The 18,435-nt window shown below is 66.9% G+C and carries 15 protein-coding genes; 10 read left to right on the top strand and 5 right to left on the bottom strand.

The window, feature by feature from the left end; genetic code table 11:
• Both murC and BCY78_RS06765 read left to right on the top strand, forming a co-directional pair.
• The gene (gene murC / locus BCY78_RS06760) at positions 1-1,404 is read left to right on the top strand and encodes a UDP-N-acetylmuramate--L-alanine ligase (RefSeq protein WP_068299656.1); all 1,404 of its coding nucleotides are present in this window, start codon (positions 1-3) and stop codon (positions 1,402-1,404) included.
• A gap of 10 nt (positions 1,405-1,414) precedes the next feature.
• On the top strand, positions 1,415-1,687 hold the full coding sequence (locus BCY78_RS06765; protein WP_068299658.1) for a hypothetical protein: 273 nt from the start codon (positions 1,415-1,417) through the stop codon (positions 1,685-1,687).
• 6 nt (positions 1,688-1,693) lie between these two features.
• Here the strand turns inward: BCY78_RS06765 and BCY78_RS06770 are convergent, their stop codons facing one another.
• Complete coding sequence (locus BCY78_RS06770; RefSeq protein WP_068299661.1) at positions 1,694-2,032, bottom strand: hypothetical protein; 339 nt, start codon at positions 2,030-2,032, stop codon at positions 1,694-1,696.
• Positions 2,033-2,658: 626 nt separating this feature from the next.
• On the opposite strand from BCY78_RS06770, the gene BCY78_RS06775 reads away from it, so the two are divergent.
• From BCY78_RS06775 to BCY78_RS06810, 8 genes are all read left to right on the top strand, one after another.
• A complete protein-coding gene (locus BCY78_RS06775) occupies positions 2,659-3,537 on the top strand; it encodes a D-alanine--D-alanine ligase (protein ID WP_068299664.1) in 879 nt (292 codons plus the stop codon).
• Entirely contained in the window at positions 3,525-4,871 is a 1,347-nt protein-coding gene (locus BCY78_RS06780) for a cell division protein FtsQ/DivIB (protein WP_233499363.1), read from the top strand. Before BCY78_RS06775 ends, BCY78_RS06780 begins: the two co-directional genes overlap by 13 nt.
• The gene (gene ftsA, locus BCY78_RS06785) at positions 4,868-6,202 is read left to right on the top strand and encodes a cell division protein FtsA (RefSeq protein WP_068299666.1); all 1,335 of its coding nucleotides are present in this window, start codon (positions 4,868-4,870) and stop codon (positions 6,200-6,202) included. Before BCY78_RS06780 ends, ftsA begins: the two co-directional genes overlap by 4 nt.
• 288 nt (positions 6,203-6,490) lie before the next feature.
• Positions 6,491-8,362, top strand: a complete 1,872-nt coding sequence (gene ftsZ / locus BCY78_RS06790) for a cell division protein FtsZ (RefSeq protein WP_068299669.1) — start codon at positions 6,491-6,493, stop codon at positions 8,360-8,362.
• 258 nt (positions 8,363-8,620) lie between these two features.
• Positions 8,621-9,547, top strand: coding sequence for a UDP-3-O-acyl-N-acetylglucosamine deacetylase (lpxC, locus tag BCY78_RS06795; protein ID WP_068299676.1), 927 nt, complete (start codon positions 8,621-8,623; stop codon positions 9,545-9,547).
• A 171-nt stretch (positions 9,548-9,718) separates the two neighbouring features.
• Positions 9,719-10,576 carry an outer membrane protein assembly factor BamD gene (locus BCY78_RS06800; RefSeq protein ID WP_068299679.1) on the top strand — a complete coding sequence of 286 codons (858 nt, stop codon included), beginning with the start codon at positions 9,719-9,721 and terminating at the stop codon, positions 10,574-10,576.
• Positions 10,577-10,594: 18 nt separating this feature from the next.
• Positions 10,595-12,244: a DNA repair protein RecN gene (recN, locus tag BCY78_RS06805; protein WP_068299682.1), complete on the top strand. Its 1,650-nt coding sequence runs from the start codon at positions 10,595-10,597 to the stop codon at positions 12,242-12,244.
• Positions 12,245-12,312: 68 nt separating this feature from the next.
• Positions 12,313-12,690 (top strand): hypothetical protein, encoded by a 378-nt coding sequence (locus BCY78_RS06810; RefSeq protein ID WP_068299686.1) that lies wholly within the window; start codon positions 12,313-12,315, stop codon positions 12,688-12,690.
• 65 nt (positions 12,691-12,755) lie between these two features.
• Here BCY78_RS06810 and BCY78_RS06815 read toward each other — a convergent pair whose 3' ends face one another.
• The 4 genes from BCY78_RS06815 to BCY78_RS06830 form a co-directional block, all read right to left on the bottom strand.
• The gene (locus BCY78_RS06815; protein ID WP_083194860.1) at positions 12,756-14,558 is read right to left on the bottom strand and encodes a SulP family inorganic anion transporter; all 1,803 of its coding nucleotides are present in this window, start codon (positions 14,556-14,558) and stop codon (positions 12,756-12,758) included.
• 61 nt (positions 14,559-14,619) lie between these two features.
• Entirely contained in the window at positions 14,620-16,299 is a 1,680-nt protein-coding gene (locus BCY78_RS06820) for a bifunctional protein tyrosine phosphatase family protein/NAD(P)/FAD-dependent oxidoreductase (protein WP_068299689.1), read from the bottom strand.
• A gap of 254 nt (positions 16,300-16,553) precedes the next feature.
• Positions 16,554-17,621: a 4-oxalomesaconate tautomerase gene (locus BCY78_RS06825; protein WP_068299691.1), complete on the bottom strand. Its 1,068-nt coding sequence runs from the start codon at positions 17,619-17,621 to the stop codon at positions 16,554-16,556.
• A 70-nt stretch (positions 17,622-17,691) separates the two neighbouring features.
• The gene (locus BCY78_RS06830) at positions 17,692-18,363 is read right to left on the bottom strand and encodes a 4-carboxy-4-hydroxy-2-oxoadipate aldolase/oxaloacetate decarboxylase (protein WP_068299692.1); all 672 of its coding nucleotides are present in this window, start codon (positions 18,361-18,363) and stop codon (positions 17,692-17,694) included.
• Positions 18,364-18,435 lie beyond the last annotated feature (72 nt).

Below are 18,435 nucleotides of genomic sequence, written 5' to 3' on the forward strand. Positions count from 1 at the left end.
ATGAATACGCTGCTACCCGCGGGGCTGGGCCCCATCCATTTCATCGGTATCGGCGGCATCGGCATGTCCGGCATCGCCGAGATGCTGCTGGGGCAGGGCTATGCCGTGCAGGGTTCCGACGCCAAGGGCTCGGCCATCACCGAGCGTCTGGCGGGGCTGGGGGCGGTGATCCATGTCGGCCATGAGGCCGTGCATGTGCAGGGCGCGGCGGTGGTCGTGGCCTCGACCGCGATCAAGCCCTCGAACCCGGAATATGCCGAGGCCAAGCGCCTTGGCCTGCCGGTCGTGCGCCGCGCCGAGATGCTGGCCGAGCTGATGCGCCTGCGCCGGACCATCTCGTTGGCCGGGACGCATGGCAAGACGACAACGACGACGATGATGGCCGCGATGCTCGAGGCCGGCGGCTTCGATCCCGGTGTGATCAACGGCGGGATCATCCATGCCTATGGCTCGAACGCCAAGGACGGCGCGGGCGAGTGGATGGTGGTCGAGGCCGACGAGAGCGACGGCTCCTTCAACATCCTGCCGACGCATGTGGCCGTGGTCACCAATATCGACCCCGAGCATCTTGAGCATTGGGGCGATTTCGACGCCCTGCGTGAGGGCTTCCTGCGCTTCGTCCAAGGCATTCCCTTCTACGGCCTGGCCGTGCTGTGCATCGACCATCCCGAAGTCGCGGCTTTGGCAGAAAAGGTCCAGAACCGCCGCGTGGTGACCTTTGGCTTCCGGCCGGAAGCGGACGTCCGGGCTGAGGGGCTGAGGTTCGAAAAGGGCAAGGCTTGTTTCGACATTGCCGTCGGCCACGGGGTAGAATGTCGGAAAATTGACAATGGGACCCTGCCGATGCCCGGCGATCACAACGTCTCAAACGCTTTGGCCTCGGTCGCGGTGGGGTTGGATCTTGGAATGTCTGACGACCAGATCCGCGCCGCTTTGGCGGGCTTTGCCGGGGTCGGTCGCCGCTTCACCCGCGTGGGTGAGGTCGGGGGTGTCACGATCATCGACGATTATGGCCACCACCCGGTCGAGATCGCCGCCGTGATCAAGGCCGCGCGCCAGTCGCTGGGCGGAGAGGGGCGGGTGATCGCCGTGCACCAGCCGCATCGCTTCACGCGCCTGTCTTCGCTGTTCGGCGAGTTCACGCGCTGCTTCGACGGCGCCGATGTCGTGGGTATCGCCGAGGTCTATTCGGCGGGCGAGGACCCGATCCCCGGTATCGACCGCGACCATCTGGTGGCGTCGATTTCGGCGCATGGCCATGCCTCGGCGCATGCGCTGAAGACCGAGGATGATCTGGAAGCCCTCGTTCGGGCCGAGGCGAAACCCGGCGACATGGTGGTCTGCCTTGGTGCCGGTACAATCAGCGCTTGGGCCCATGGCCTGCCGGCGCGTTTGCAAGACTGAGGATCCCGAGATGAGCCCCAACACCCTGATCGTCGTTCTCTTGGCTTTCGCGGTGGGGCTGGTGCCAGGATGGCTGCTGGGCCGCAATACCGGCGCCTGGGGCGCTTTGGCCTGGGCCGCGCTGTTGGTCTTCACCATGTTCGGCCTGATGGCGATGGGCCGGCTTTCGGTCGGGTTCAACGGCCTCGCCTATAGCGCCGGCGCGATCATGATGCTCGCCCCCGCCGCTTTCGGTGCGCTGGTCGGCGGAGGCGCGAGCCTGCTGGTGAAGCGCAAGCCGTAAATCAGATCAGGCGGCGAGGCGTTTGCGCCGGGCGCGCTCGGGTTCCGCCATGCTGCGGGCTTGCGGACGCGGCAAGGTGCGCGGCGTGGACGGGCGTGCGCGCTGGCTGCGGTGATCTTGCCAGGCTTGAGCCGCTTCAAGCAGCAGGCACAGGGCAAAGCCGACCATCGTCGCCCCGGCGTATAGGCGGCCGTCGTAGATCCCGTTCAGCATGGCAATCAGGACGGCGCTGCCGGTGAGGCTGGCGGCAATGGCGAAAGGGCGGAACTTGCGGCGCATGTCGGCCGAGGGGAGCGGGAGGCGCGGCAGGGTCAGGGCCTGCGGCTGATCGGGAAGAAGGGTCATAGAGAGATATCCGAATGTGTTCGCGAGGTTGCAGAGCCAACGCCGCCACACCGCGCGAAGTTCCGCCGAAAAACGCTCGCGCCCGGCAAACGCTTTCGTGATCGACGGCAGGCTGGCCCACGGGCCGCGCGGATGCCCTTGCTCACAAGGCGCGGGTGGCTTTCAGGGCGGCAATTCTGCCACAGGAGCGCCGCAACCTGAGCGGGTGCCGGACCCTTGGTTGCGTCCCTCATCAGACCCCGGACGTCGCTAGAAATAGCGGTCCGTCGCGAACGAAACGCCTACAGCTTGTGGTTTCGGCGCCTGAAAGGCGGTCTTGTTGCGGGCCCGTATTGCGGCGGGATCGGGGCGGCACCGGGGCAGGGCGCGCAAAAAGGGAGTTGGAAACGCAGGCGTTTGCGCTAGAATGCTTCCACGGGTGCAGATTTGTTTTCTGGCGGGCGTTCCATGGTCTTGGAGCCGTCTGTCGTGATCTGTGCCGCAAAAATGAAAGCAGGCCGACCGGGCAACAGATCCGGCGGTTGAGAGGGGCCCAAAGCCCCCGGAAGAAAGGGGTCGCAAAGACCCCGCGAGAGGCAGAGTTGGTGGGCATGTCGAGCAGGGCAGCCCCCACAGTGGCGGTTTTGATGGGCGGACCCTCGGCTGAGCGCGAGGTGTCGCTGTCTTCGGGGCGCATGTGCGCGGCCGCGCTGCGGGAGGCGGGATTCAACGTCGTCGAGGTCGATGCCGGCCGCGATCTGGCCGAACGGCTGGTCGCGCTGAAGCCGGACGCCTGTTTCAACGCGCTGCATGGCCGTTGGGGCGAGGACGGCTGCGTACAGGGCCTGCTGGAATGGCTGCAGATCCCCTATACCCATTCGGGCGTGCTGGCCTCGGCGCTGGCCATGGACAAGGAACGCACCAAGCAGGCCTATCGCGAGGCCGGGTTGCCGGTCGTGGACAGCCTGCTGGCCTCCAAGGACGCCGTGCGCGCGGCCCATGTCATGGCGCCCCCCTATGTGGTGAAGCCCTATAACGAGGGCTCGTCCGTCGGCGTCTGGCTGGTGATGGACGAGAACAACGGCCCGCCCCAGCTTGATGACGCGATGCCCGATACGGTCATGGTCGAGGCCTATGTGCCGGGCCGTGAGCTGACCTGCTCGGTCTTCGGCGACCGGGCGCTGACGGTGACCGATATCGTCACCACCGGCTGGTACGATTACGACGCCAAGTACAAGGCGGGCGGCTCGTCGCATGTGGTGCCGGCGCAGGTCCCGGCCGAGATCTTCGACGCCTGCATGGACTACGCGCTACGGGCCCATCAGGCGCTGGGGTGCCGCGGCCTCAGCCGCACCGACTTCCGCTGGGATGAGGCGCGTGGCCTCGCCGGGCTGGTGCTGCTGGAGACCAACACCCAGCCGGGGATGACGCCCACCTCGCTCAGCCCGGAACAGGCGGCGCATTGCGGCATCAGCTTCCCCGAACTCTGCCGCTTGCTGGTGGAGGACGCCTCGTGTCAGCGCTGAAGAGCGACGAACCTCCTGCGATGCGGGCGCGCACGGACAGCGCCTGGGTCTGGCCTGACCGGCTGGAAGTGACGCCGCCCGCGGTTCCCGCCGGGCGGCCGGTCCGTTCGCGCAGCCTGCCCAAGGGCCGTTGGTCCATCGACATGCCCGACCGCGCCTGGCCGCCGCTGCCCGAAGGCATGCGCGCCGCTCGCGGTCCTGAGGGCGACTTGCTGGAGCCCTTCGCCGAGGAAGAGCCCGAGCTGGACGCCGTCCCGTTCGAGACCGTACCCGCCCCGCGCCGCCCGCAGGCCGATCTTGACCGCCCCGAAGCCCCGGTCACACCCGCCGTGCCCGGCTTCATCGCGCAATCGCGCGCCGCGAAAGGGTTCGTCGGTGGCGGGGACACGCCCGAGGGCGGCTTCAGCTTCCAGCTGGGGGCCAATGCTGCCGCCGTCATGGATTGGCCGGTCGAGGACGAGGCCCCGCGTCGCCATGACCCCTCGCCGAGCCGTCTGGCCTACCGCCTCAACCGCATGTGGCTCACCCCCGGGATCCGCCGCTTCGTGCGCTTCGGTCTGCCGCTGCTTCTGGTGCTGTCCTTCGCCGCCGGGTGGATGTCGAAGCCCGAGAACCGCGCCATGCTGGAGGCCTCGATCAACGGTGTGATCGACCATGTGCAGAACCAGCCGATGTTCCGGGTGAACTCGGCTGAGGTGATCTCGGCCTCGCCGGAAGTGGCCGAGGGCGTCGAGAGCCTTCTGAACCTGCATTTCCCGGTCTCCTCCTGGGATCTGGACCTTGCCGAGCTGCGCGCCACGGCGGAATCCCTCGATGCCGTCGAAGGGGCCTGGCTGCAGATCCGGTCGGGCGGCGTGTTGGAGATCCGTTTGACCGAGCGTGTCCCGGCCATGGTCTGGCGCGCGCCGGAGGGGCTGTACCTCGTCGATGACGAAGGGCACCGCGTCGCCCGGCTGGCCACCCGCGCCGCCCGCGCCGACCTGCCGCTGATCGCCGGCGAGGGCGCCACCGCCGCTGTGGCCGAAGCACAGACCCTCTGGGCTGCTGCAGCGCCGATTCAGTCGCGGATGCGCGGCCTCGTACGCGTGTCTGAGCGCCGCTGGGACGTCGTTCTGGACCGCGATCAGCGCATCCTGTTGCCGGCCGAAGGCGCCCTCGAGGCGCTGGAACGCGTCGTCGCCATGTCCGAGGGCGTGCAGCAACAACTTCTGTCCCGGGACGTGCAGATCGTCGACATGCGCAACCCGGCCCGCCCGACCCTGCGGCTGACCGCCGCCGCGATGCAAGACCTCACCCGCAACCGCAACCAGTCCACCGGAGCCTCAAGCCGATGACCGTTCTCTATGAATCGCAACGCGCCATGCGCAACCTGCGCCGTCAGGCCATGCAACGCGGTGTCATCGCGGTGATGGATGTCGGCACGCACAAGGTGGCCTGTCTGATCCTGAAATTCGGCGTCTCGGACGGCCCGCGTGAGGGCTCGGGCGTGGGGAACATGGCGGGGCAGGCGGCGTTCCGGGTGATCGGCGCGGGCACCACCTGTTCGCGCGGCGTCCGCTTCGGCGAGATCGTCGCCATGCGCGAGACCGAACGCGCCGTGCGCACCGCCCTGCAAAACGCGCAGAAGATGGCGCAGACGCGGGTAGATCATGCGATCCTGACCTTCTCGGGCGGGGACATGCGCAGCTACGGGCTTGAGGGCAGCGTGGAGCTGGAGAGCGAGCGCGTGAGCGAGAACGACATCGCCCGCGTGCTGGATGCTTGCGATGCGCCCGATCTGGGCCATGGCCGCGAGGCGCTGCACGCGCAGCCGGTGAATTTCGTGCTCGATCACCGTTCGGGTCTGGCCGATCCTCGCGGGCAGGCCGGTCGCCGGCTGGGCTGCGACATGCACATGCTGGGCGTCGATACGGATGTGGTGCAGAACCTCGTGCATTGCCTGAAGCGCTGCGATGTCGAGGTCGCGGGTCTGGCGGCGGCGCCCTATGTCTCGGGCCGGGCCTCGCTGGTCGAGGACGAGCAGGAGCTGGGCGCGGCGGCAATCGACCTTGGCGGCGGCACGACCACGCTGTCGATCTTCATCAAGGGCCATATGATCTATGCCGACACCGTGCGGCTGGGCGGCGATCACATCACCGGTGACATCGCCAAGGGTCTGCAGATCCCCTATTCGACGGCCGAGCGGATCAAGACTTTCCACGGCGGGCTGATGGCCACGGGCCAAGACGACCGCCAGCGCATCGAGATCGGTGGCGATAGCGGCGATTGGGAAAAGGACCGGCGGACGGTCACCCGCTCGGAGCTGATCGGCATCATGCGCCCCCGCATGGCCGAGATCCTCGAGGAAGTGCGCGCCCGTCTGGATGTCGCGGGCTTCGACCATCTGCCCAGCCAGCAGATCGTGCTGACGGGGGGCGGAAGCCAGGTTCCGGGCCTCGACGGCATGGCGGCGCGCATCCTCGGGCCGCAGGTGCGGCTCGGTCGGCCGATCCGCGTGCCGGGTCTGCCTCAGGCGGCGACGGGGCCGGAATATGCGGCCATCGTCGGGCTGTGCCAGTATGCGGCCCATCCCCAGGACGAATGGTGGGATTTTGACATTCCTGCCCAGATGTTCGCGGCGCGCCCGCTCAAGCGCGCGATGAAGTGGTTCCGCGACAACTGGTGATTGCTTGGGCGCCTGAATGTCAGACATTCGGCGCCAGCCTCATCTCAACATCGACATGAAAGCCCCTGATCGCGCGTGAAAAAACGTGGATCGGGGGTTCTGCCTCCAGACCCCTCGCGGCAAATTTCCGCGGGAATCTAAGCCTTTGCGTGGTTTTGGTTCGTTTTTTTGATGACGCCGATTCTCGCTCAGGTTAAGATTGGTACAAATCTGGCAAATCACCAATGACCGGATGACCACCGAGCAAATCGGCCCGGGAATTCCGGCAAAAGAATACAGGCGGACAGAATGACTCTTACCTTCATTGCGACTGAACCTCAGGACCTGACTCCGCGCATCACCGTATTCGGGGTGGGCGGTGCCGGCGGCAACGCGGTCAACAACATGATCGACCAAGCCCTCGAGGGCGTCGATTTCGTGGTGGCCAACACCGACGCTCAGGCGCTGCAGCAATCGAAGGCCTCGACCCGCATCCAGCTGGGCGTTCAGGCCACCGAGGGTCTGGGCGCCGGTGCGCGTCCCGAGGTCGGCGCCAATGCCGCCGCCGAGACGCTGGAAGAGATCATGGACCATCTGGCGGGCGCACACATGTGCTTCATCACCGCCGGCATGGGCGGCGGCACCGGCACCGGCGCCGCGCCGATCATCGCGCAGGCCGCGCGTGAGATGGGCATTCTGACCGTCGGCGTCGTGACCAAGCCTTTCGCCTTCGAGGGCGGCAAGCGCATGCGTCAGGCCGAGCAGGGCGTCGAAGAGCTGCAGAAGGTCGTCGACACCCTCATCATCATTCCGAACCAGAACCTGTTCCGCCTCGCCAACGAGCGCACGACCTTCACGGAAGCCTTCTCGCTGGCCGATGACGTGCTGTATCAGGGCGTGAAGGGCGTGACCGACCTCATGGTCCGTCCGGGCATGATCAACCTCGACTTCGCCGACGTCCGCGCGGTGATGGACGAGATGGGCAAGGCCATGATGGGCACCGGCGAGGCCACCGGCGAAGACCGCGCCCGTCAGGCCGCCGAGAAGGCGATTGCCAATCCGCTGCTTGATGAGATCAGCCTCAACGGCGCTCGCGGCGTGCTGATTAACATCACCGGCGGCCATGACCTGACCCTGTTCGAACTCGACGAGGCCGCGAACCTCATCCGCAACAAGGTCGACCCGGAAGCCAACATCATCGTCGGCTCGACGCTGGACCCCGAGATGGAAGGCGCGATCCGCGTCTCCGTCGTCGCCACCGGCATCGAAGCGCAAGCCGTCGTCGCCGACGTCCCGCGCCGCCGCATGGCTGAGCCGCTGAACGCCGATGTGCCGGCCGTCGAAGCCCCGGTCGAGGCGCCGGCCTACGAGGCCCCCGCTGCCTACGACGCACCGACCTACGACCATGGCTACGAGGCCCCGGCGCAGGAAACCGCCTACGAGCAGCCGGCCGACGAGGTCCCGATGTTCGAGCCCGCCGCTCAGGCTGCCCCGGTCTACGAGCCGCAGGCCTATGAGCAGCCGAGCTACGAACAGCCGGCCTACGAGCCCGCGCCCGCCCGTGCCGCTGCCCCGCAGCAGCCGCGCATGGCCGCCCGTGCCGAGCCCCGGATGCCGGAACAGCGCATGCCCGAGCAGCGTATGCCTGAGCCGCGCATGGAAACCCGGGCCGAGCCGGTGCAGGAAGATTTCTTCCTGGAAGACGTGCTGGACGAAGACACGCAGCGCAGCCCGCGTCGCACCGTCGTGACCGTGCAGCCGCAGCCGGTCGCCAAGCAACCCGCGCCGCAGCCGGCTCCCCAGCCGATGCAGCAGCAGCCCGCGCATCAGCCTGAGGCCGCCTATACCGCGCCGCGTCGCAACCCCGGTGAGCCCAGCCCCGAAGCGCTGGCCCGCCTGCGCCGCGCCGTCGAGAAGCAGCCCGAAGCCCCGGCCGCGCGCCGTCCGATGGCCCCCGCGCCGCAGCCGGCCCCGCAGCCCGAGGCCCGTCGCGGTGGCATCAGCGGCCTGATCCATCGCATGGCCGGTGGCCATGGTGGCAGCCAAGCCGCCGCCGCTGCCGAGCAGCCGGCACGCCACAACCGGGCCCAGCCGCAGGTTCAGGCCTATGACGACGAGCCGCAGCATCGCGCTCAGGACCAGATCGAGATCCCGGCCTTCCTGCGTCGCCAAGCGAATTAAGCTGTAACAAACGATCACTTCGATACCTCGAAGTTCCTTAAAGAGCCGGCGAAAGCTGGCTCTTTTCTTTTTGTTTTCAGAGGGATACGGAGGGGCGTCCGGGGGTGCGCGGAAACTCGCGCATGCGTGAGACCTCTGTTACATCGTGTTACAAAGCGTGACTTGAGCATTGGATAACGCGCCCGTAAGGAATTTGTGAGCCGAGCAGCGTCGGGGGTTTTCCCTTACGCCTATTCCAAACAAGCCGAGGGCAAACTCGTGCAGACCACTCTTTCGCAAGTCACCCGCTTCGACGGCGTCGCCCTGCATTCGGGCCTGCCCGTCGCGCTGAACGTGCACCCGGCCCCTGCCGGTCACGGCATCGTCTTCGACCGTCTGGATCTGGACCTTCCGGCCGCTGCGCGCCGTGTGAAGGTCTCGCCCGAGGCGCTGATCGAAGCCAACCTCTGCACCAAGATCGGCAACGCCCACGGCACCACCGTCGCCACCATCGAGCACCTGATGGCCGCTCTGGCGGGCTGCGGTATCCACAACGCGCTGATCACCCTCGACGGCCCTGAGGTTCCGATCCTCGACGGCTCGTCGCGCCCCTTCGTCGCCGCCTTTGTCGAGGCCGGCATCCGTGAACTCTCGGCCCCGCTGCGGGCGATCCGCGTGCTGGCCCCGGTCGAAGTGCGCATGGGCGACGCCTGGGCCCGCCTGGAGCCCGCCGACACGCTGTCCATCGCCTTTGAGATCGACTTCCCCGATGCCGCCATCGGCCATCAGGAATACGAGCTGGAGCTGTGCAACGGCACCTTCGTGCGCGAACTCAGCGATTGCCGCACCTTCTGCCGTCAGCAGGACGTGGATTTCATGCGCGCCAATGGCCTCGCGCTTGGCGGGAATTACGAGAACGCCGTCGTGGTGCAGGGCGCGGATGTGCTCAGCCCCGGTGGCCTGCGCCGCGCCAATGAGCCGGTGCGTCACAAGATGCTCGACGCGATGGGCGATCTGGCTGTGGCCGGTGCGCCGATCCTTGGCCGCTATGTCGGCCACCGCGCCGGTCACACGCTGACCGGCCGTCTGGTGCGCGCGCTGATGGCGCAGCCGGGGGCCTTCGAATGGGTCACCGTCGACGCTGAACAGGCGCATTCGATGCCGGGCGCGGGCGTTTGCGACGCGGATCTGCTGGCCACCGCATAAGCGAGGCTTCGCGCATCGGTGGCGGCTGTGGTAGACACCGCCGAACGGGCCCGGATTTCAGCGCATTGCCGTTTTGCGTGTCCTCTGCAAACATGTTACGAGACGCCCGGGGATTGCCTCCGGGCAATCGGGATTCGGCCCTGAAGGGGCGGTGAAGAAAAGAGGATCGGCATGGCTGGCACCGGGGTTGGAGGGGCGCGGAAGCTCTCCTCGCTCATGTTGACGGGGGCGCTGGTGCTGGTGCTCGCGGCCTGTTCCAACGAAGTCGGCGAGACGGAGCCGCTGGACGGGTTCACCGCGGAGGAGATCTTCGCGCGTGGCGAATATGTTCTGGAGAGCAGCAGCCGCCCCGAAGAATCGCTGCGCTATTTCCGCGAGATCGAACGCATCTACCCCTATACCGACTGGGCGCGCCGCTCGATCGTGATGCAGGCCTATGCCCAGCATCAGGCGGGGCAGTACGATGAGGCCCGTGGTTCGGCCAACCGGTTCCTCGATCAGTATCCGGGCGATCCGGACGCGGCTTGGGCGGCCTATATCGTCGCGCTGACCTATTACGACCAGATCGAGGACGTGGGCCGCGACCAAGGCCTGACCTTCCAGGCGCTCACGCATCTGCGCTATGTGATCGAGCAATATCCGAACACCGAATATGCTCGTTCGGCGGTGCTGAAATTCGACCTCGCCTTCGACCGCCTCGCGGCCAAGGAGATGGAGATCGGACGCTTCTATCTGGCGCGCGGGAATTATCAGGCGGCGGTCAACCGCTTCCGCGTGGTGGTCGAGGATTACCAGACGACGACGCAGACCCCCGAGGCGCTGCATCGTCTGGTCGAATCCTACCTCGCCCTTGGTCTTCGGGCCGAGGCGCAGACGGCTGGCGCGATCCTGGGCCATAACTTCCGCTCGAACCCGTTCTACGAGGACAGCTTCCGTCTGTTGACCGAAGCCGGGCTGACGGATCAGGCGGACGGCGAGAGCTGGCTGCGCGAGATCTACCGTCGCACCGTGCGCGGCGACTGGATCTGACGGGAGCATCAGGCCGCCATGCTGCGCAGCCTCGCCATTCGGGACATGCTGTTGATCGACCGGCTGGACCTTGAGTTCCGGGCCGGTCTCAACGTGCTCACCGGCGAGACCGGCGCGGGCAAATCCATCCTTCTCGACAGTCTGGGCTTCGTGCTGGGCTGGCGTGGGCGGGCCGATCTGGTGCGTCAGGGCGCCGCGCAGGGCGAGGTCGAGGCGGTCTTCGATCTGGAGCCGGGTCATCCCGGTCTCAAGGTGCTGGAAGAGGCGGGTATCGGCTACGAGGACGAGCTGATCCTGCGCCGCGTCAACACCGCTGAGGGGCGCAAGACCGCGTGGATCAACGACCGCCGCGCCTCGGGCGATGTGCTGCGCGCATTGTCCGAGACTTTGGTGGAGCTGCATGGCCAGCATGACGACCGGGGCCTGCTGAACCCGCGCGGGCATCGGCAATTGCTGGATGCCTATGCGGGCGTCGAGGCGGAACTGTCGGCGGTGCGCGCGGAATGGCGGGGCCTGTCCGAGGCACGGCGCAAGCGGGAAGGGGCAGCCGAACGGCTGGCCGGTCTGCGCGCCGAAGAGGAATTCCTGCGCCACGCGGTCAAGGAGTTGGACGCGCTCGACCCGCAACCGGGCGAGGAGGCGGAACTCGACGCGCGCCGCCGCCTGATGCAGGCCGCTGCCCGGATGGCTGGGGATGTCGCCAAGGCGCGACAGGCTCTGGGCGAGGACGGGGCCGAGCGGCTGGCGCTGGACGCGCTGCGTTGGCTGGAAGATGCGTCCGAAGGGCTGGAAGGCCGGCTCGACGCGGCCATCGAGGCGCTGAACCGCGCGATCACCGAATTGGGCGAGGCTTCAAGCGAAGTCGACGGCGCGCTGGACGCGCTGGACGCTGACCCGGCCGAGCTGGAGCGCGTCGAAGAGCGCCTGTTCGCCCTTCGGGGGCTGGCGCGCAAGCATTCCGTGCTGCCCGACGATCTGGGCAACCACGCCGCCGCCCTGCGTGAGCGACTGGAGGCGCTGGATGCCGGTGACAACGGCGTCGCCAAGCTGGCACAGGCCGAGGCCGAGGCGCGCAAGCGGTTCGACGCGGCCTGTGCGCTGCTCGGTGAAAAGCGCCGTGCAGCGGCGGGGCAGCTCGATGCGGCGATGGCCGCCGAGCTGGCGCCGCTGAAGATGGAACGCGCGGTGTTCCAGACCATCATCGTGCCGTCCGAGCCGGGCCCCGAGGGCGCCGAGGCCGTCAGCTTCGAGGTCGCCACCAACCCCGGCGCGCCGGCGGGGGCGTTGAACAAGATCGCCTCGGGCGGCGAACTCTCGCGCTTCCTGTTGGCGCTGAAGGTCTGCCTCAGCCGGGGTCAGTCCGGCGTGACGATGATCTTCGACGAGATCGACCGCGGTGTCGGCGGGGCCACGGCGGATGCCGTCGGGCGTCGTCTGCGTGCGCTGGCCGAGGGCGCGCAGGTGCTGGTCGTCACCCACTCGCCGCAGGTCGCGGCGCTTGGCGCGCATCACTGGCGGGTCGAGAAACGGGTTCACGAGGGCGTCACTCTCAGCCATGTGACGCCGCTTTCCGCCGATGAGCGTATCGACGAGATTGCCCGCATGATTTCCGGCGATACCATATCGGATGCGGCGCGGGGCGCGGCGAAGGCGCTGATCGGCGCCTGACGCGATCCCGCTGCCACGAATGGCAACGGGCAGGGCGCGAACCCTCCCCTGATCGAGGAAGAGCGGACATGAAAACGCGTATCGTCATCCTGGCGGCCCTGGCGGGCGCCACCCTTCTGTCGGCCTGCGGCGACGTGCCGGACATGCGCCGCGGCTTTCCCATCCGCTCGGGCGGCGGCTCGTCAGGTAGCACGACGGTCATGCCGGCACCGATGCCGACACCGGGGGCTCCGTCCTCGTCGGCGGCCGAGAATGCCTGCATGAGCGCCGGTCGGGATGCAGGCTTCGGCGTCTCGGGTGTGGTGGGTACGCAGGAGGTCTCGGGCGCAGATGGCATCGCCACCTCGCGCGACGTGATGCTCAGCGTGACCCGCGGCGGGCAGGCGCTGCAGGTGCGCTGCAGCTACAATTACGCCAGCGCTTCGGCCCGGATCATGACCCTTTAAGGCCCGCGCAGACAGCAGAACGCCCGGCTCTGGCCGGGCGTTTCGCATGTCGGGGGAGGGACCCCTCAAGCAGGGTTCGGTACGGCCCCGGAGACTTGAGCGGGCGCTTCGGTGGCGGCGTTACGCTCGGCCTCACGCTCGGCGGCGGGGTTCGGACGCGGCGCCCCGGTCAGGGTCCGCCAGGCGTCGTATTGCGACTGGAAGACGCGGCCGTTCAGGTCGTGCAGGAAATGCGTCTTGCCCAGACGGTCGGTCACCGGACCCTTCACCTCGGACAGATGCAGCCCGATGCCCAGATCCTTCAGCCGCGTGTTGATCGCCTCCAGGCTCTCCAGCGCCGAGAAGTCGATCTCGTTCACCGCCGAGCACATCAGCACCACGTTCTTGATCCGTTGACCCGAGGCGAGACGATCCTGGATCAGGTCCTCCAGATAGCGGGCGTTGACGAAATACAGGCTCTCGTCGACGCGCAGGGTCAGCAGATCCTCATGCGTCTCGACCTTGTGGCGGTTGATGTTGCGGAAATGCTGGGTGCCCGGGACCAGACCCACCTCGGCCACATGCGGCTTCGATGTCTTGTAGAGGTGCAGGCCAATGGACAGGATCACGCCGGTCGACACGCCGGTTTCGACGCCAAAGCCCAGGGTCAACAGGATCGTCGCGGCGACAGCGAAGAAGTCGGCCTTGGAGTAACCCCAGGTCTTCTTGAGGATCGAGAAGTCGACCAGCGACAGCACGGCAACGATGATCGTCGCGGCCAAGGTGGCTTTCGGCAGGAAATAGACCAGCGGCGTCAGGGCGACGGCGGCGATGGCCAGACCCACGGCGGTAAAGGCACCCGCGGCGGGCGTCTCGGCGCCTGCGTCGAAGTTCACGACCGAGCGGGCGAAGCCGCCGGTGACAGGATAGCCGCCGGTGAAGGCCGCGCCGATATTCGCAGCCCCAAGGCCGATCAGCTCCTGGTCCGGGTTGATGCGCTGGCGCTTTTTCGCGGCCAGCGTCTGCGCGACCGAGATCGACTCGACAAAGCCGATGACCGAGATCAGCAGGGCCGGCACGAACAGCTGCTTCAGCAGCTCAGGCGAGAAGGACGGCATGGTCAGCGGCGGCAGCGATTGCGGCACCTCACCCACGACGGCCACGCCCCGGTCCCCCAGACCCAGCGCCCAGGTCAGGACGGTGGTGACGACGACGGCCGCGACCGGGCCAGCCTTGGTCAGCACATCCGACATCCGCGGCCCAAGGCCCATGGCCCGCAGGCGCGGCTTCAGACCCTTGCGGACCCAGAACAGGAAGGCGGTGGCCGAAACGCCGATCACCAAAGTGATCGGGTTGGTATCCCCCAGATGCGCGAACAGGGTCTCCAGCACTTCCAGCAGGTTATCCCCGCCGGCGCTGATGCCCAGCACATGCTTCAACTGTGACGCGGCGATCAGGATGCCCGAGGCCGTGATGAAGCCCGCGATCACCGGATGTGACAGGAAATTCGCGAGGAACCCCAGCTTGAACACCCCCATCACCAGCAGCATCGCGCCCGACAGGAAGGCCAGCGTCAGCGCCGCGAGGGCATAGCCCATGGTCCCCGTCTCGGCGATGTTGCCGATGGCAGCGGCGGTCATCAACGAGACGACGGCCACCGGCCCCACGGCCAGCGCGCGCGAGGTGCCGAAGATCGCGTACAGGATGATCGGTGCGATCGAGGCATAGATGCCGGCCTCGGGCGGCAGGCCCGCCAGCAGGGCATAGGCCAGCGATTGCGGGATCAGCATGATCGTCACGATGACGGCGGCGATCATGTCATTAGAGAAGGCGTCGCGGTCGTAGCGGCGGCCCCAGTCCAGAATGGGCAGGTATTTGGCGAGGGACATGGGAGGATGCCTTTCAGCTCGGGCAGGGTGGGCGCCTGTCAGACGGGCGCCCGGCTTTCGTTCATTGCGATTTGGCGGTGACCTTCTCGGGCGTCGCCATCCATTCCTTCCCGCGCAGCATACCCTTCCAATAGATCGGGGGCAGAAGTTTTTCCTTCAGCAACCAGGCCGCGCGGGTGGGCTTGGTGCCATCGACGAGGAATTTCGGGAAGCTCGGCAGCAGCGCACCGCCATAGCCGAACTCGGCCAGCACGATCTTGCCGCGCTCGACAGTCAGCGGGCACGAGCCGTAGCCGTTATAGATCGCCGAGGGCGAGCGGCCGTCGATGTCGTCCGCCACGTTCTGCGCCACCACCGGCGCCTGCATCCGTGCGGCGGCGGCGGTCTTGGCGTTGGGGGCGTTCATCACGTCGCCCAAGGACCAGATGTTGTCATAGGTCTTGTGGCGCAGGGTCGATTGATCGACATCCACCCAGCCCGCCGCATCGGCCAGAGGCGAGACGCGGATGAAATCGGGCGCGGTCTGCGGCGGCACGACATGGAGCATGTCGAAGTCCATCGTCACTGTGGTCGGCTCGGTCTCGGGCTTCGCGACCTTGAAGGTGGCGGTCTTGGCTTGGCCGTCGACGGCGATCAGGTTGTGGAAGAAATTGGTCTCGATCCCGTATTTCTTCACATAGCCTTCCAGCGCCGGGACGTAATCCTTGACCCCGAACAGCACGCCGCCCGCATTGTTGAACTTGACCTCGATATCCTTCAGCACGCCGCGCTTCAGCCACGCGTCCGAGGACAGATACATCGCCTTCTGCGGCGCACCGGCGCATTTGATCGGCATCGGCGGCTGGCTGAAGATCGCGCGGCCCCGGTTCAGATTTTGCACCAGCTCCCAAGTATAAGGCGCGAGGTCATAGCGGTAGTTCGAGGTGACGCCATTGCGGCCCAACGTCTCGACCAGACCGTCGATCTTTGCCCAGTCCAGCTTCAGACCGGGGGTGACGATCAGGCGGGTGTATTTCACCACGCGGCAGCCATCGAGGATGACGGCGTTATTCGCAGGCTCAAACGCCGCGACGGCGGATTTGATCCAATGGACGCCCTGCGGGATCAGGCTGCCCATGGTACGGGCGGTGGATTGCGCGTCGAAGATGCCGCCGCCCACCATGGTCCAGCCGGGCTGGTAATAGTGGATGTCGGCGGGGTCGATCAGCGCGATGTTCAGCCCCGGCTTGCGCGATTTCAACGAAGCCGCGACGGCAATGCCGCCCGCGCCCGCGCCGACGATGACCACGTCGAAGCTGGCATCGCCCGTATCGGTCGGTGTCTTGCCGCCATTGGCGATGCGCCGTGCGACGCCGTTCATGTCATAGCCCGCGGCCTTGGTCGCGGCGAGGATCTCGGGCAGGGGGCGGGTCTTCGCCATCGACAGCGACCACAGAGTGGCCGAGCGCGTGCCGGTGCGGCAATAGCCCAGGATCGGGCCGGGGAGTTCGCGCAGCGCCACCTCCATCGCCTCGGCATCCTCATCGCGGACCATGCCGGGGGTCACGGGAACATAGCGCGCCTCAAGGCCCTGTGCCTTCGCGGCGGCCTCGATTTCCTCGAACGTCGGCTGGTCCGCGCCTTCGCCATCGGGACGGTTGCAGATGATGGCGCGGAAACCCAGTGCCTTCGCCTCGGCCACATCGGCGAGCGAGATCTGCGGGCTGACGGACAACGTGTCCGAGATTTTCTTGGGGTCCATGAAATCCTCCTCCTAAGGCCGGTCGCCGGGGCAGGCGCCCGAAACAGAGACGCGAGTTACAGGTTTTGCCGGGACGGGTCTGTGACTGAGTCACGTCCGTATAGACAAATTCGAACTTTTGAATACATCAAGTGATGCGAAGATGCAAGCCCTCCCGTTGCGGCCGCATCCTGCGCCGAAGTTCTGAAGAAAAAGCGAAAGGGGCCCGGCAGTTGGCCGGACCCCTTTGAGACGGGATTGCAGGTCGCTCTGGCTCAGGCGTGCGGGAAGACCCGCCCGTCAAACAGCTTGCGCGCGGTCCGGAGCGTACCCGCGCCAGTGACCGCGCCCGCGTCATCCGTCTCGATCAGCACCTCGGCGGCGCCGGTCGGATGCTCGATCAGATAGCGCCCATCCGCGGGGATCTGCGCCAGCTTGGCGGCGGGCGAGCCCTCCAGCGTGCAGGCCGTCGCCACGCTGACCGCAGCGAAGACCCCGATCGAGGCATGCGCGCGGTGCGGGATGAAGCTGCGGGTGTTGATCGCGCCGCCCTCGGTCGGGGCAGACACCAGCGTCATCTTCGGCACCGACTTCTCGGTCACGTCGCCCAGATTCATCATCGGCCCGACCTTCAACCGGATCGCCTCGATCTTAGCTTTCAGCTCGGTGTCGCCCTCCAGTCCCTCGCGGCTCTCCTGCCCGGTCTTGCCGAAAGCCGAGGCCGCCATAATCACGCAAGGCATGCCGTTGTCGATCAGCGTGCATTCGACGCCGTCCACCACGTCCACGATATTCCCGGACGGCAGAAGCTCGCCGCACATGGAGCCCGCGATATTCTGGAATATCAGCGGCACCGGCGCATGCGAGCCCGGCACGCCGTCAATCCGCGCCTCGCCGGCGTAATTCACCCGCCCACCCGGCGTCTGCACTACGGCTTTAGCCACTTCGCCCGTGTTCAGCATATGGATCCGCACCGGCGTCTCATCGCCCGCCACGGCCACCAGTCCCCGCTCGATCGCCGCCGGCCCGACGCCGGCCAGAATATTCCCGCAGGCCTGCGCGTCCGAGACCAAGGCCTGATCGACGAAGACCTGCAGGAACAGGTAATCCACATCGGCATCTTCCCTCGTGGACGGCCCGAGGATCGCCACCTTCGAAGTCAGCGGATCCGCCCCGCCGATCCCGTCGATTTGCCGCGCATCGGGCGAGCCCATCACCGCCAGCAGCAACGCATCCCGCGCCGCCACCTCGGAGGGCATGTCAGAGGCCAGAAAATACGCCCCCTTCGAAGTCCCGCCCCGCATCCAGAGGCAGGGAATGCCATCCTCAACCGGATTGCCCATCTTTACTCTCCAAATATCCTCGGGGGGTCCGGGGGGCAGACAGCCCCCCGGGGATCAGCCACTAAGACCGTCAGATGTATTTCAGACCCTTCTCGGCCAGCCGCGGACGCATGTTGTAGATGTCGAGCCCCAGCTCGCCCGCCGCCAGCTTCACGCGCTTGGCTTCCTCGGCATCGAGGCGCTTCTGCGCGGCGGCCTGCACCTCGGCAGCTTTCTCGCGCGGGACGACGACCACACCGTCATCATCGGCGATGATCACGTCACCCGGATTGACCAGCGCGCCGGCGCAGACGATGGGGATGTTGACCGAACCCAGCGTCTCCTTGACCGTGCCTTGGGCCGAGACGGCGGTCGACCAGACACCGAAGCCCATCTGACGCAGATCGCGCGTGTCGCGCACGCCCGCGTCAATGATCAGCGCCTTGCAGCCGCGCGCCATGGCCGAGGTCGCCAGAAGGTCACCGAAATAGCCCATGTCGCAAGGCGAAGTCGGCGCGAGCACCATCACGTCGCCTTCCTGCAGCTGCTCGATGGCGACATGGATCATCCAGTTGTCGCCGGGCGCGGCCGAGATCGTCACGGCCGAGCCGCAGATCGTCAGGTCCTGCTGGATCGGGCGCATCTTGCAGCCCATCAGGCCCGTACGGCCCTGCGCCTCGTGCACGGTTGCGACGCCGGCCTTGCCGAGCGCTTCGATGATCGCCTTGTCGGCGCGGTCGATGTTCTGGACGACAACAGCCATTTTCGGCCCCTTTTCAAAATGGAATGCCCGATAGGTGGCGGGAGACGGAAGCGGGGGCGCCGTCGGCGGGCG

Origin of the sequence: Pararhodobacter sp. CCB-MM2 (assembly GCF_001691415.1) — a bacterium.
Lineage (GTDB): Bacteria > Pseudomonadota > Alphaproteobacteria > Rhodobacterales > Rhodobacteraceae > Pararhodobacter.